Origin of the sequence: Microcoleus sp. B9-D4, from assembly GCF_036705105.1 — a bacterium.
Taxonomy (GTDB): Bacteria; Cyanobacteriota; Cyanobacteriia; order Cyanobacteriales; family Microcoleaceae; genus Microcoleus.
Window position 1 is genome coordinate 191645 of sequence record NZ_JAUBTS010000001.1, and the last position, 15233, is coordinate 206877.

Genomic DNA, 15233 nt, shown 5'->3' on the forward strand with positions numbered 1-15233 from the left:
TCCCCTGACAGGGTAGGATCGGAAAATAGTCGATCGACAAAACCTTAAAACCTTATAGAAATTATCAGCGTGCCAAACCCAGACCGTAAACCCTTACTCTTAGATTTTGAAAAGCCCCTGGCCGAACTCGAAACCCGAATTCACCAGATTCGCGAACTCGCCGCAGAAAACAGCGTCGATGTCACCGACGAAATTCGCAAACTCGAAGCTCGCTCAGCCCAACTGCGACAAGAAATTTTCAGCAGCTTGTCCCCCATGCAGCGGCTGCAACTCGCCCGTCACCCGCGCCGCCCCAGCACCCTCGATTACATTCAGGCAATTAGCGACGAGTGGATCGAGCTTCACGGCGATCGGCGCGGCGGAGACGACCCGGCCCTCGTCGGTGGAATTGCCCGCATAGACGGGCGTCCCACAGTCATCATTGGCCATCAAAAAGGGCGCGACACAAAAGACAATATCGCCCGCAACTTCGGCATGGCTGCTCCCGGCGGCTATCGCAAAGCCCTGCGGTTGATGGAACACGCCGATCGCTTCGGAATGCCAATTTTCACGTTTATCGACACTCCGGGGGCTTGGGCGGGCTTAGAAGCAGAACAGCTCGGACAGGGAGAGGCGATCGCCTGTAACCTCCGAGAAATGTTTCGCCTCGACGTTCCCATCATCTGCACCGTCATCGGCGAAGGCGGTTCCGGCGGCGCATTAGGTATCGGCGTCGGCGAGCGGCTGTTAATGTTAGAACATTCAGTGTATACCGTCGCCACCCCCGAAGCTTGCGCGGCGATTCTCTGGAAAGACTCCGGTAAAGCTAACTTGGCAGCAGAAGCTCTCAAAATCACTTCCTGGGATTTGAAAAACCTCGGCGTTCTCGATCAAATAGTACCAGAGCCGATCGGCGGCGCTCACTCGAATCCCCTCAAAGCTGCGTCCATACTCAAACAAGCTTTGTTAGAAAACTTAGCAGAACTAACCCAGCTTACGGGTCAGCAGCGACGCGACCTCCGGTATCAAAAGTTTCGCCACATCGGTGTATTCACTGAAATTGCGGCTTGAGCCGATCGATTCAGAGTTATCAGTTATGAGTTAAAAATTCTTAACTTTAAACTCATAACTCACAGCTCATTATTCTGCGGATCTGTCAGCAGTGTTATAATTTCTCAGGTGACACGGCTTAACAGTTCTTAATGTTTATCTCATAATTAACTGTTATCACCCGCAGCAGACAGTTGTCTAATTTGCCGAAGAAGGCTGCAACGCTGTAGGGAGTTGCCGAGCGAAAGTATTAGGACAGTGAATGAACCATCCAACAACAAAGCAGGCTCTGATTACCGGAGCCAGCAGCGGTATTGGCAAAGCGACGGCTCTAGCGTTCGCCGCCGAGGGCATAAATCTGGCCTTAGTTAGCCGAGAGTCGGAAAACTTAGAAGCCGTTGCCGCAGCAGCCCGAGCAGTCGGAGTGAAAGCAGAAGCTTATCCCTTAGACTTGGCAAAAATTGAGCAAGTGCAAAGCAGCATCAGCGCGATCGCAGCTCAATTGGGTTCCGTAGATATCCTGGTAAACAGCGCTGGCATGGGCTACACCGGCTCCTTGACGGAAACGTCCCTAACCGACTGGCAGAGCGTTCTAGACCTCAATCTGACTAGCGTTTGGCAGTGCATTTTAGGAGTTTTGCCCTCCATGCGCGATCGCGGATCGGGAATCATCATCAACGTTTCCTCGATCGCCGGCAGCCAAGCCTTCCCCAACTGGGGGGCCTACTGCGTCAGTAAATTCGGTCTCATGGCTTTGTCTAAAACCTTAGCCGCCGAAGAACGGGCTCACGGAATTCGGGTAACAGCAATCTGTCCGGGTTCTGTCAACACTCCCATGTGGGACACAGACACCGTGGACGCCGACTTCGATCGCAGCGCCATGTTAACCCCAGAAATCGTCGCCCAATCAATTCTGCACGCAGTTCAGTTGCCAGCGAGTGCAGTAATTGAAGAAATCACGCTCATGTCCAACGCAGGAGTTTTGTGAACTTGAGATTTTAGACTGCTGGATTTTTCTCGAATTCAACAATCTTTGAATCTCTAGCTATAGCGGTTCTCAGATAAATGAGGTATACAGAAACCCTGTAAGGTCAAGCTTTTCAGGTCAAAATTCGTACCTCACCTTTTTGAGAAAGGCTATATATCCCCCAATCGAAAATCTAAAATCGAAAATCGAAAATCGATTCACCCTCACACCAACTTGTTATGACAATTGCATCTTCCACCGATTCCAATGGCTCGAACTCACTCTCGACTGACAGCATGAAACTGTTACAAACCGCAGATAATAACTCCCCGCGCATCCCCACTCGACCCGATCGCAATTCCTCGCACGGCCAAGAATCCAACGTACCCGTACCCTCAGAAGTAGGCCAGGAAGAAATGATGGAGGCCGTTCGCACCCTGCTGCTGGGAGTAGGAGAAGACCCCGAACGCGAAGGATTGCTCAAAACCCCGAAGCGGGTAGCAGAAGCAATGCGGTTTCTCACCAGCGGCTACAGTCAATCCCTCGAAGAACTCCTCAACGGCGCTATCTTTGACGAAGGTCACAACGAAATGGTACTGGTACGAGACATCAGCGTATTCAGTATGTGCGAACACCATATGCTGCCGTTTATGGGTCGAGTTCACGTCGCTTACATTCCCAACCAAAAAGTAGTGGGATTGAGCAAATTAGCCAGAATTGTCGAGATGTACAGCCGTCGGTTGCAGGTGCAAGAACGTTTGACTCGTCAAGTTGCCGAAGCAGTTCAGACAATATTGGAACCGCAGGGAGTAGCTGTAGTAATGGAAGCCAGCCATATGTGCATGACGATGCGGGGTGTACAAAAACCCGGTTCTTGGACGGTTACGAGTGCCATGTTGGGCGTGTTCCAAGAGGAACAGAAAACTCGCGAAGAATTCCTGAATTTGATCCGCCACCAACCGGCATTCTTTTAGTCAGTTGACAGTTGACAGTTGGCAGTTGACAGTTGACAGTTGACAGTTGACAGTTGACAGTTATCAGTTGACAGTCAACTGTTATCAGTTTCTAGTGACGATCGCCCGTTTGACCAATAAAATAGACGAGTGACTTATGGCTTGTGACTAAACAATGAATCCTATTAAATTCGGTACAGATGGCTGGCGCGGTATCATTGCTGACGATTTTACATTCGATCGCGTAGCGTTAGTCGCTCCCCTAGCGGCACAAGTTCTCGCACAAACTGGTGGTAGCGATGGCAGCAGCGGTACAGTCATTGTCGGTCACGACCGCCGATTTCTGGCTGAAGAATTTGCCAAAATAGCGGCTATTGCCATCCAAAACGCAGGATTTGACGTGCTGCTTAGCGAATCCTACGCCCCCACTCCAGCTTTCAGTTTAGCTGCCAAACAATTAAATGCTTTGGGTGCGATCGTCCTGACCGCCAGCCACAATCCGGGTGCATATTTAGGGTTAAAAGTCAAGGGGGGATTTGGCGGTTCAGTTTCGCCGGAAGTTACTCAAAAGATAGAAGAAAAACTCGAAAATCCGGCGGCACTTTCAGCAAATCCCGGCAAAGTGGAGAATTTCAATCCTTGGCCGGCTTACTGCAAAACCTTGCGGGAAATGGTAGATATTGAGGCGATTAAAGAAGCGATAGCCAGCGGCAAAATTACAGTATTTGTAGATGTAATGCACGGTGCCGCCGCCGGAGGATTAGCTCAAATTTTAGAAGAAACGGTACATGAAGTCAACAGCGATCGAGATCCGCTGTTTGGTGGCGGTGCACCGGAACCTTTGCCGCGCTACCTGTCGCAGTTATTTCGGGTGATGCGTACTCACCAGCGAAAAAGTTCTGGTTTGTCCATTGGATTTGTATTTGACGGAGATAGCGATCGAATTGCAGCCGTTGACTCTAGCGGCAACTTCCTCAGTTCACAAATCCTAGTTCCCATCTTAATCGAACATTTAGCAAAACGGCGCGGCTTGACCGGGGAAGTCATCAAAACAGTCAGCGGTTCAGACATAATTCCCAAAATTGCCAAGCTGTACGACTTGCCATTATTTGAAACGCCGATCGGTTACAAGTATATAGCCGATCGAATGTTGACCACCCAAGTCTTAGTCGGCGGCGAAGAATCGGGAGGAATTGGCTACGGTACACACATCCCCGAACGAGATGCTTTACTGTCAGCGCTGTACTTATTAGAAGCAGTTGTCAAATCCGGGGAAGACTTAAGCGAAATTTACAGCCGACTGCAACAAGAAACAAGCTTTACTTCAGCTTATGACAGAATCGACTTGCACCTAGCAAACATGGAAGAAAGGTCGCGTTTGCTGTCGTTGCTGCAAAATCAACCCTTAACAGAAATCGCCGGCAAAGCTGTTGTAGATTGCAACAAAGTTGACGGATATAAATTCCGTTTAGCTGACGGAAGCTGGCTATTAATTCGGTTTAGCGGAACCGAACCAGTGTTGCGGCTGTATTCAGAAGCAGCGACATTGAAAGAAGTTATGCAAAACTTAAACTGGGCGAAAACTTGGGCGCATAATTAATCGGATTTTTTTACCGCATATCGACGAACACAAACGCCGATGACTCGATCTCAAATCTCTCTTTCTCTGCGTCCTCTGCGCCCTCTGCGGTAAAAAAAATCTTACTCACAATGAAATACTATTGCTATATCAGATGAATTGTAGGATAAAAGGAAATGGCTTACAGCGATTTCAGCCTTGCGAGAGTTAAAAAAGATTTTGGATTAACCTTAGATGAAAGCCGCAATTTATTTGCCGACACAAAACCAGTTTCACCCTCTGAAATTTTAACAACAATCCTGATTGATTATGTACCGCTAGCAACTTTTATTTCCACTGAAAAAGCTCGATCAGAATTTTTGATTGCCCCGATATTAGCAGAAGTTCGGAGATTGTTAAACAAACGAGTTTCTCTTTTTTCCGGTAAGGATTTTACTGTCGATCCAGAAAGAGGTTTGCAAGGATTTTGCGATTATATTATTAGCGGTTCTTCAGAACAATTGTTCATCAGTGCTCCGGTTATAACAATTTTTGAGGCAAAAAAGGAAGATATTATTGGGGGTTTGGGTCAATGCGTAGCCGCAATGGTAGCGGCCCAATGTTTCAATCAAAACCAAGATAGTGAGGTTGATCGCATTTACGGCGCGGTGACGACGGGTACTAATTGGAAATTCTTGATTTTGGAGGAAACTATTGTTTATATCGATCAGATTGAATACTATATTCAAGATGTTGATAAGATTTTGGGAATTTTGTTGCAACCATTTCCCCAATATGTTTGTTAATATGGAGCCGTAAGTTTTAAGAGAAATAATGACCGATCGCAAATTGCTAGTTGTAGCTACGGGCAATCCGGGTAAACTCAAGGAAATGCAAGTTTATCTTCAGGATTTGGGATGGGAATTGGAGCTCAAACCGGAAGAGTTGGACATCGAGGAAACAGGCGAAACTTTTATTGCTAATGCTTGCTTGAAGGCGTCTGAAGTCGCAAAAGCAACGGGCAAATGGTCGATCGCCGATGATTCTGGTTTAATGGTAGATGCACTCGACGGCCAACCTGGGATTTACTCCGCGCGCTACGGCAAAACCGATGCTGACAGGATATCTCGACTTCTCAAAGAATTGGGTAGCGAACAAAACCGGGAAGCACAATTTGTTTGCGCGATCGCGATCGCCCGTCCCGACGGTACAATTGCCTTGCAAGTAGAAGGAATTTGCCGAGGCGAAATCCTGCATACTCCTCGCGGTACGGGAGGTTTCGGATATGATCCCATTTTCTACGTACCCGCACAGCAACAGACTTTTGCCGAAATGACACCGGATATCAAGCGATCGCACTCTCACCGCGGCCGAGCCTTCCACGCTCTCATGCCACAAATGGCGAACCTTGTCAACCCCTAATGATTAAAAAAGCCAAAACAGTGGGTCACTGTGGCATTGGATATTGAGACTTAGGTATCAGAACTAAACAGGAAATAGGTTTTTCCTGGGCAAAGACCAGTTACCAAAGACCAATGCCCAATGCCCAATGCCCCAGTATCTTAGATAGCCTCCAAGTTCTTTTCCCCAGTCCGAATCCGAATAATTTGTTCTACAGGAGAGATGAAAATCTTGCCGTCGCCAATCTCGCCCGTGCGGGAAGCCGCGATAATTTTATCAACCACCATGTCAACCTGATCGTTTTCCACCACAATCTCGACCTTGAGCTTTTGCAAGAACTCAACCGTGTACTCAGAACCGCGATAGCGTTCTGTCATGCCCTTCTGACGGCCAAAACCTCTAACTTCAGAAACAGTCATCCCCACAATACCAGCATTGACGAGTGCGATTTTCACTTCGTCTAGTTTAAAGGGGCGAATAATAGCTTCAACCTTTTTCAAGTTTTTCACTCCTAACAGTTAGTACCTTCGTTATATTACTTAAATCGCGTGACATCTTTTAATATCACTGCTAGTATTAAGTATTTTGTAAAATATACTACCTTATTTTGTACTCGCGATGAGAGGCACGCCAATCTTTAACAATATTCTCCCATTGGCCCGAGGCGCGGGATCTCCGCTCCGATAGATCGCGGTAGAGTGAAAAAGACCCAAGCCCTCCGCCACGGATCTGCTAAAACAGAAAAAGAACCCAGGAGACAGGAGTTTTCCGAGTTTCCGCTTTGCTATGTCAGATTTGCACATATTGCTGAAAACTATAATTGCCAGAGGCGGTCAGTTAAACTATTCTTATGCACCCAGCCAGCCCTCCCCCTGACCGCAGCGGGCTTGATGCCCTACTGAGAAATCGCCCCTTCCTCGCCTTGTGGACGGGCCAGTTATTGGCCCAAGTGGCGGATAAAATCTTTTACGTATTGCTGATTATTCTGCTGAAAACCGGCGACTACCGACCCTGGCCGGTTTCTTGGCAACATTCGGAAAATTCTATGCTGTCAGCGGTGATGATCGCCTACACCGTGCCAGCGATCGTCTTTGGTTCCGTAGCCGGTATCGTGGTAGACCGCTTTTCCAAAAAGCAAATGCTGGTCGCCTGCAACGTGATTCGAGCCGGGTTGATTGTAGCTTTGCCGTTTTTGCCCAAAGCTTTTGTGGTTTTGTTGACGATGACGTTTTTAATCTCTACCGTAACGCAATTTTTTGCTCCGGCAGAGCAGGCTGCAATCCCCCTGACCGTGGGGCGAGAGGGACTGATGTCGGCAAATGCGCTGTTCGCCTCGTCCACAATGGGCGGGATTATTGTCGGGATGACGATCGGCGAACCGCTGTTTAGTTGGGTCAAACACAGCTTCGGATCGAGTTCTCAAGAGTTTTTGCTGGGCGGGTTGTACCTGATATCAGCAGGTTTGATCTATGCCATGCAGATCAAAGAAGGTCATGTCGGCAGCAGTGGCAAAAACGTCCATCCTTGGCAAGATCTCAAAGAAGGTTTGCGCTATTTGAAACACAATCACCTTGTCAGCAACGCGATGGTGCAGTTGACCATTTTGTATTCGGTGTTTGCGGCGCTTCAGGTGCTGGCGATCGCGCTTTCAGGCAAAATAGGTCTCAAAGAAACTCAATTTGGCTTTTTGCTCGCTGCTGCGGGAATTGGAATGGTCTTCGGTGCAGCCTTTTTGGGACACTGGGGCGATCGAATGCACCACAAACCTCTGCCTTTAATCGGTTTCTTGATGATGGGTTTTGTATTAGCAATGTTTGCCTTTACTCGACAGTTATGGGTGGGTTTCGGATTGAGTGCTCTGTTTGGTTTTGGTGCTTCCTTGATTAACGGGCCGATGCAGGCTCTGATTCAAGAAAAAACTCCAGAATCTATGCGGGGAAAAGTCTTTGGATTGGAAAACAATGCGATTAATATTGCTCTGAGCCTGCCTTTAGCGATTACTGGCCCGGTGACTGATGGTGTCAGCAAAGCAGTCGGCTCGGATGACCTCGGCTTGCGGATCGTGTTGCTGAGTTTGGGCTTTTTGGTCTCGGTGATGGGCATGGCCGCTTGGAAACATACTCGCAAAGTCTTGCAGGATGTTCTCTGAACTTTGCAAAGAAGGAAGTTCGGCAACGGATTATGTAACGGATGTAACGGATGTCAGGAAGAAGGGAGAGGGAAGAGGGAAGATGGCTTTCTTTTCGCGATCGATCTCTAACATAGCAATCCCCCTGATGGTGAAGACGTTGTTAATTGCTGAGACGATTGTTTTTCTTGTCGAATGCCGAATCACGAATGCTCTAAAAGCGTCCTATCGCGGTAAACAGCCATAGAGGCCGCGATTTCCTCTGTTTCTTTTCTTTCTCTGCTGTTCCACAATTTATCGATCGGACACCGCCCGCTCGCCAAACTTTTTGTAAAATATCAGCAGTCAAATTTTCAGAGTTTGACTATTGAGATTAAAGTATAGCGGTTCTCAAAAAAGTGAGGTATGCCCTATGCCCTATGCCCACGGAGGCCTATGCCCTATGCCCTATGCCCAGTCGTACCTCATATGATATCTCGAAAGGCTATAGTATTATAAAACATCATTAAGATTGTAAACATCAATAGACAATGGTAGTATCATATAGCCAGATGATTAATGCCGATGTTAACGGGTCTTATAATATTTTGAGAAAAGCAATCCCAAATGCGTTTAGCGATGGGATAGGGAGCTGCGTAGTTCAGCCGAGGCGGGTTAATCCGCTCAAAGTAAAAGCGAAAGGGAAGGGACTTCATGCCTCCCACGTCATGTAATAGATGACTATAGTTTTACAAGCTATAAAAGCTTTCATTAAAAATCATAATTAGTTTAAGGGAGGAAATTCTGTGCAACTAAAAACTAAAGTGACCATCAGGCGTGCAACTGGTGGATTTGCTCTGATTGACAGCTTGATCCGCCACGGCGTCAAGCATATTTTTGGTTATCCCGGCGGCGCAATTCTGCCGCTTTACGACGAACTCTACCGCGCTGAAGAAACCGGCGCTATCAAACATATTCTGGTGCGGCACGAGCAAGGCGCTGCTCACGCGGCTGACGGATACGCCCGCGCTACTGGCAAAGTTGGGGTTTGTTTTGCTACTTCGGGCCCTGGCGCAACTAATTTAGTGACGGGGATTGCGACGGCCCACATGGATTCGATCCCGATGGTAATTATTACCGGTCAGGTGCCCCGTCCGGCGATCGGCACTGATGCCTTTCAGGAAACTGATATTTACGGGATTACCCTGCCAATTGTCAAGCATTCCTATGTAGTGCGCGACCCTAGAGATATGGCGCGAATTGTGGCAGAAGCTTTCCACATCGCGAGTACAGGGCGGCCGGGGCCTGTTTTGGTTGATGTGCCCAAGGATGTAGGTTTAGAAGAATTTGACTATTTGCCCGTGGAACCCGGATCGGTGAGAATTCCGGGCTATCGGCCGACGGTGAAGGGAAATCCTCGGCAAATTAATCAAGCAATCTATTTGCTGCAGGAAGCAAAGCGTCCTTTGCTTTATGTGGGCGGCGGGGCGATCGCGGCGGGGGCCCACGAAGAAATTAAGGAACTGGCCGAACTTTTCCAATTGCCGGTGACGACAACGCTGATGGGCAAAGGTGCCTTTGACGAAAACCATCCTTTGTCAGTGAAAATGCTGGGGATGCACGGCACTGCTTACGCTAATTTTGCCGTTACCGAGTGCGATTTGCTGATTGCTGTCGGGGCTCGGTTTGATGATCGCGTGACGGGCAAATTAGACGAGTTTGCCGCGCGCGCTAAGGTGATTCACATCGATATCGATCCAGCGGAAGTAGGCAAAAATCGTGGCCCTGACGTGCCGATTGTCGGGGATGTCCGCCAAGTTTTGCTCGATTTGCTGCGCCGCTGTCGGGAGACTGGAGTTTCGGGGAAAACCGGACAGACTGCGGAATGGCTGCACAGGATCGATCAGTGGAAACAGGACTATCCGTTAGTTGTGCCTCATTACCCAGACATTTTGTCTCCGCAAGAGGTGATTTCCGAGTTGGCTACTCAAGCGCCGGATGCTTACTACACAACGGATGTCGGTCAACATCAAATGTGGTCGGCTCAATTCTTGAACAACGGGCCGCGCCGCTGGATTTCGAGCGCTGGTTTGGGCACGATGGGTTTCGGGGTGCCGGCTGCGATGGGCGCGAAAATGGCGCTACCCAATGAGCAAGTGATTTGTATTGCTGGCGATGCTAGCGTGCAAATGAATATTCAAGAATTGGGAACATTAGCACAATACGGCATTAATGTCAAGGTTGTTATTGTAAATAATGGCTGGCAAGGCATGGTGCGGCAGTGGCAGCAGGCGTTCTACGGGGAGCGTTATTCCTCGTCGAATATGACGGTGGGGATGCCGGATTTTGTGATGCTGGCTGAAGCTTATGGCGTGAAGGGGATGCTGGTTTCGCGGCCGGAGGAACTCAAAGATGCGATCGGGCAAATGCTAGCTCACGAGGGCCCGGTGCTGATGAACGTCAAGGTGACGAGGGACGAAAACTGCTATCCGATGGTAGTTCCAGGTAAGAGCAACGCTCAAATGGTTGGTTTGCCTGAACGTAGCAAGTTGCAATCTGCGGAGTTGATTTATTGTCCGAGTTGCGGCGCGAAGAATGTTTCGACGAATAAGTTTTGTCCTGAGTGCGGGACAAAAGTTTAAGTGAGTTTTGAGTGGGGACTTAGGCGGTGCCTATTAGTCTCAACTTAAGGTCAAACGTAGTCATAGACTGCTGTTTATCGTCGAGGCCAGATCCCCCTAAATCCCCCTTAAGAAGGGGGACTTTGAGATCGCTCCGGTTCCCCCCTTCTTAAGGGGGGCTAGGGGGGATCTGGCCTCGGATAAAAGCGAGAGATATCAAAGGTTTCAGACTTAAGTTGACACGATGAAAGGCAATGCGATGTCCTTACCCGGCTCTGCTGTTCCACATTTAACACCATCTCCGCTGGCATCGCATCGAGAGCTTTAATGTGTAATCTCTAAGCATATTTTATGAGCCAGTGTCTAAACCCTGATTGCCTATTCCAAAACCCGTCTGGCTATACAAAATTTTGTCAAAAATGTGGGAATAAACTGCTATTGGGCGATCGCTACGGAGCCCAAAAAATTATTGGACAAGGGGGATTTGGGCGCACTTTTCTAGCTGTTGACGAGTATAAACCCTCAAAACCTCCCTGCGTTATTAAACAATTTTACCCCCAATTTCAAGGCCCTTCTAGTATCCAGAAAGCTGGTGAGTTATTTGAGCTTGAAGCAGTACGCCTAGAACAGTTGGGTAAACATTCTCAAATTCCCGACTTATTAGCATATTTTAGTCAAGATGGACGGCAGTATTTAGTCCAAGAATTCATCGACGGTGAAAATTTAGCCGAAGCACTAGAATCTAAGGGATATTTTAGCGAAACGCAGATTCGCAATTTGCTTAATAATTTATTGCCAGTATTCGAGTTCATTCATTCCCGCCAAGTAATTCACCGGGATATCAAGCCAGAAAATATTATTCTTAGGCAAGATAGGCAACTGGTTTTAGTTGACTTTGGAGCCGCGAAATATGCCACACAAACGGCTCTAGCGGTAACGGGAACGAGGATCGGGACGGCTGGATATACGGCACCCGAACAAGCCAACGGTAAAGCTATTCATGCGAGTGATATTTATAGTCTGGGTGTCACTTGTCTGTCTCTGTTAACTCAGGTTAAACCGATTGATTTATTCGATGATAGCGAGTTTGAGTGGGTGTGGCGAGAACACTTAAAAACATCTGTCAGTTCGGAACTGAGTCAGGTTTTAGATAAAATGATACAACCTGCTCTTAAAAAACGTTATCAATCTGCTACTGAAGTTTTGCAGGCTCTTGCTTCTCAATCACCTCAATTATCAGCTCAAACACCTCCACCACCAACGCCACCAGACTCGCTTACATCAGCGCGGGGTGTTGACTATACTCGTCTCCGGGATTTATTAGCAGCAGGAAAGTGGAAAGAGGCGGATAGGGAAACATTCAAGGTGATGTTAAAAGCTGCGAGACGGGAGAAGGAAGGTTGGTTCGATACGAACTCGATCGAGAATTTTCCTGGCGATGATTTGCGGACGATCGACCAGTTGTGGGTAAAATATAGTCAGGGTCGTTTCGGCTTTAGTGTCCAGAAAAAAATCTGGTTAGAAATAGGCGGTAAAGTTGATTATGACACTGAATGCAAGCTAGGCGATCGTGTCGGTTGGCGAAAGAGGAGAAAGGGGAGGAAAGGTTGGTTGGAGTACGATGATTTAACCTTTAATCTGGAAGCACCACGGGGTCACCTCCCGTCGTGTGCGCGTGTGTTTGCGTGGGGGGGAGAAGGATTGGGTTGGGTTGTTGGGGTGTTGGGGTGGTTGGGGTTGGTTGTGTGGTTCTCTCTTCTCTCGCATCAAGAGCTGTAAGCTGTAATTTATAGCGATTTCAGCCCTTGGTTGGTTTGCCCGATCGTAGCAAGTTGCACTCTGCGGAGTTGGTTTATTGTCCCAGTTGCAGCGCGAAGAATGTTTCGACGAATAACTTTTGTCCTGAGTGCGGGACAAAAGTTTAAGGGATGAAAGTAGGGACACGGGGGTCAGCCCATAGGTGTCAACAATCGCCTGAAAACAATTGTATCTCTGGTCGATCGCCGAGTCCCAATCCCCCTCGCATCCTTAAGAAGCTACCCTGTATACACAAGTCCGAAATCTTTCCACACAATTCCTGAAACCAAAGTCTCGCATGAATCTCAGAAAGGAAGCTTATTTTAATAAATTTTAAGTTATTGATTCGGCAAAACGAGAAATCCAGGTGCTAGGAAACAGGGTTTCTACAATATGGGTCAGCGAGCAACTTGTGTGTACACGGTAGCATCATAGAGGGGGTAGCTAACCCGGATTTGGTATAAATATTTTTTAAATATTTAAATAACACTTATATGTGCAATACTTAAAATTGTTGTAAATCACAAATCCGTGAAAAACGTCTAGCAGCGACGTATCCCAACGGTTTACCTTTATAAACCAACACTTCTCTGACCACAATAAATTCTCACAAAAATTAAAGGGGTAACTGATGACGAATATTAAAGAGGCACTACCTGCTTCACAATTTCTGAAAAACAACTTGGGTATTTCCGAAATTCCCCTTGAAGCATACCTTAGCTATGGATATGCACTGCTCGCTATTGCTGGAGCTGATGGAGAGGTTTCAGAAGCCGAACTTAATTGGTTACTAAATCATCAGCGCATGGCTGGCGCTCCTGAAGAAGTAATAGAAAAATACAAAACATTTGAATACAAAAATGCTGATTTAGAAAGCCTGCTCACCAAGATTACAGTTGATGTTTCTACTTGGTCAAAATCAAGGTCATTGTTGTATCATGCAATTCAAATGGCTCGTGCAGATGACAATTACTCACTTGAAGAGCAAAAAGCTGTAAAAAAAGCAGCTAAACTGCTTAAGGTTGAAGATGATATTGCGCTTGCTCTCCATAGGTTGATAGAAACAGAAGAAGCAGTAACGGCATTACGTAAAGCGCTACTACAAACTGAGGTTTTAGGTTAATCGAAGGGCTTTGTGTTACTTGAAAAAAGTTTAGTTTGTTTCATTAATTTTTAGGGCAGTTCGATCCCGAATTCTTCAATAAGTCGGGGATCTAACTGCTTTTTGGTGTTGCTTAATCGGGGTAGAAAAAAAATAAGTTGAAAATGCAGAAGCTTTGTGGATACAGGTTTCTATGACTTGCATATTTAGCTTTTCATACCCTAAATTCAGCAACGCCTCAGCAACTACATACCTAAAATTTAACCCCCATTTGTGACAGTTGGTCTTAGTCCTAATGCAAATAAACTTTGTGGTTTCCTCAAAATAGGAAAATTCGCGGGAGTGGCAAATGAATCTTTATTTGGGAATAGATTTCGGCACGACTGGCGCGCGATCGACTGTCATAGACTCCCAGGGTACAGTACATTGTGAGACAGAATATACTTTTGCTAACAACGGTCAACAACAGCCTGAATTGCCCTCGGTGTGGCAAAATGCGCTGTGGGATTCGATCGAGCAAATTCCCCCAACAATCCGCAATCAGGTAAGGGCGATCGCCCTTGACGGCACATCTTCCACTGTCATGCTGTGCAATACTGACGGTATACCAGTATGCGAGCCGATTTTATACAATGATGCGCGCGGTGCAGCGGTGACAGAGAGGTTGCGGGCGATCGCACCGGATAACCACACAGTATTGAGCGCAACGTCGAGTCTGGCCAAACTCCTGTGGTTCCAAGACTTTCGAGAGGAAACCGCCCCTACATTTTTCCTGCATCAAGCTGACTGGCTGGCATTTCTGCTGCACGGAAAATTAGGAATTAGCGACTATCACAATGCTTTGAAACTCGGTTTCGATGTTGATACTTTGTGCTATCCGAATTGGCTGATAGAGGGAATTGCGGGCGCTGCAACGCCTGAATTGCCTAAAGTTGTCGCACCGGGCACGCCTGTGGGGGAAGTGAGAGCTCAAGTGGGCGATCGCTTCGGTTTTCCCCGCGATTGTATGGTTTGTGCTGGTACAACCGATAGCATTGCCGCATTTTTAGCAAGCGGTGTCAATTTACCAGGGGAAGCAGTAACTTCTCTCGGTTCTACACTAGCAGTCAAACTGTTAAGTCATACCCGCGTCGATGATTCTAGATACGGGATTTACAGTCACAAATTAGGCGATTTGTGGTTGGTTGGAGGCGCTTCTAATACCGGAGGTGCGGTGCTGCGGCATTTTTTTACTGATGTTGAGTTGGACAATTATAGCATACAAATTGATACCGGAAAAGAGAGTTTGCTGGATTATTATCCATTGTTGAAAAAGGGCGATCGCTTTCCAATTAATGACCCGAATTTGCCGCCCCGACTCGAACCGCGTCCAACTGATTCAGTGGAATTTCTGCACGGTTTGCTAGAAAGCATAGCACGGATTGAAGCGCGGGGATATCAATTATTGCAAGAATTGGGTGCAACTCCTTTGACCAAAGTTTATACTGCTGGGGGCGGGGCAAAAAATTTGGTTTGGACTGCGATTAGAAAGCGTTATTTAAAAGTGCCTGTTGAAACCCCAATTCATACTGCGGCTGCTTATGGAAGTGCGTTATTGGCGAAGCATGGAACGCAAATTTAAAGGTGGTAAATTTGGACTGATATCGCTCTCAATTAAAACTCAAATGAGAGGAAGCAAACATTCTGATATATTGTGTT

13 protein-coding genes and 1 pseudogene are annotated in these 15233 nt (G+C 47.3%); 13 read left to right on the plus strand and 1 reads right to left on the minus strand.

Annotation, left to right across the window (positions count from 1 at the left end; genetic code table 11):
- The first annotated feature begins 69 nt into the window (after nt 1-69).
- The 6 genes from accA (at nt 70) to rdgB (ending at nt 5929) form a co-directional block, all read left to right on the plus strand.
- On the plus strand, nt 70-1050 hold the full coding sequence (accA, locus tag QUB24_RS00720) for an acetyl-CoA carboxylase carboxyl transferase subunit alpha (RefSeq protein WP_333080460.1): 981 nt from the start codon (nt 70-72) through the stop codon (nt 1048-1050).
- Nucleotides 1051-1291: 241 nt separating this feature from the next.
- Complete coding sequence (locus QUB24_RS00725) at nt 1292-2017, plus strand: SDR family oxidoreductase (RefSeq protein WP_333149654.1); 726 nt, start codon at nt 1292-1294, stop codon at nt 2015-2017.
- Between the two features lie 218 nt (nt 2018-2235).
- The gene (folE, locus tag QUB24_RS00730; RefSeq protein ID WP_333149656.1) at nt 2236-2970 is read left to right on the plus strand and encodes a GTP cyclohydrolase I FolE; all 735 of its coding nucleotides are present in this window, start codon (nt 2236-2238) and stop codon (nt 2968-2970) included.
- 154 nt (nt 2971-3124) lie between these two features.
- Nucleotides 3125-4549, plus strand: a complete 1425-nt coding sequence (locus tag QUB24_RS00735; RefSeq protein ID WP_333149658.1) for a phosphoglucomutase/phosphomannomutase family protein — start codon at nt 3125-3127, stop codon at nt 4547-4549.
- A gap of 155 nt (nt 4550-4704) precedes the next feature.
- Nucleotides 4705-5313, plus strand: a complete 609-nt coding sequence (locus QUB24_RS00740) for a hypothetical protein (protein WP_333149660.1) — start codon at nt 4705-4707, stop codon at nt 5311-5313.
- A 28-nt stretch (nt 5314-5341) separates the two neighbouring features.
- On the plus strand, nt 5342-5929 hold the full coding sequence (rdgB, locus tag QUB24_RS00745) for an RdgB/HAM1 family non-canonical purine NTP pyrophosphatase (RefSeq protein ID WP_333149662.1): 588 nt from the start codon (nt 5342-5344) through the stop codon (nt 5927-5929).
- A gap of 140 nt (nt 5930-6069) precedes the next feature.
- Here the strand turns inward: rdgB and QUB24_RS00750 are convergent, their stop codons facing one another.
- Nucleotides 6070-6408 carry a P-II family nitrogen regulator gene (locus tag QUB24_RS00750; RefSeq protein WP_006633346.1) on the minus strand — a complete coding sequence of 113 codons (339 nt, stop codon included), beginning with the start codon at nt 6406-6408 and terminating at the stop codon, nt 6070-6072.
- Nucleotides 6409-6758: 350 nt separating this feature from the next.
- Here QUB24_RS00750 and QUB24_RS00755 point away from each other — a divergent pair, with 350 nt between their 5' ends.
- The 7 genes and pseudogenes from QUB24_RS00755 to QUB24_RS00780 all read left to right on the plus strand — a co-directional run bounded on the left by QUB24_RS00755 (nt 6759) and on the right by QUB24_RS00780 (nt 15156).
- Nucleotides 6759-8057: an MFS transporter gene (locus QUB24_RS00755; RefSeq protein WP_333149664.1), complete on the plus strand. Its 1299-nt coding sequence runs from the start codon at nt 6759-6761 to the stop codon at nt 8055-8057.
- Between the two features lie 518 nt (nt 8058-8575).
- Nucleotides 8576-8749: pseudogene (locus tag QUB24_RS00760) on the plus strand (RNA-guided endonuclease TnpB family protein); the annotation flags it as partial.
- A gap of 72 nt (nt 8750-8821) precedes the next feature.
- Nucleotides 8822-10657 carry a biosynthetic-type acetolactate synthase large subunit gene (gene ilvB / locus QUB24_RS00765; protein WP_333149666.1) on the plus strand — a complete coding sequence of 612 codons (1836 nt, stop codon included), beginning with the start codon at nt 8822-8824 and terminating at the stop codon, nt 10655-10657.
- A gap of 330 nt (nt 10658-10987) precedes the next feature.
- Entirely contained in the window at nt 10988-12415 is a 1428-nt protein-coding gene (locus tag QUB24_RS00770; protein ID WP_333149668.1) for a serine/threonine-protein kinase, read from the plus strand.
- 68 nt (nt 12416-12483) lie between these two features.
- Nucleotides 12484-12561: a zinc-ribbon domain-containing protein gene (locus tag QUB24_RS33510; protein WP_445300374.1), complete on the plus strand. Its 78-nt coding sequence runs from the start codon at nt 12484-12486 to the stop codon at nt 12559-12561.
- Between the two features lie 503 nt (nt 12562-13064).
- Nucleotides 13065-13556: a TerB family tellurite resistance protein gene (locus QUB24_RS00775; protein WP_333149670.1), complete on the plus strand. Its 492-nt coding sequence runs from the start codon at nt 13065-13067 to the stop codon at nt 13554-13556.
- Nucleotides 13557-13884: 328 nt separating this feature from the next.
- Entirely contained in the window at nt 13885-15156 is a 1272-nt protein-coding gene (locus tag QUB24_RS00780) for an FGGY-family carbohydrate kinase (protein WP_333149672.1), read from the plus strand.
- Nucleotides 15157-15233: the final 77 nt, after the last annotated feature.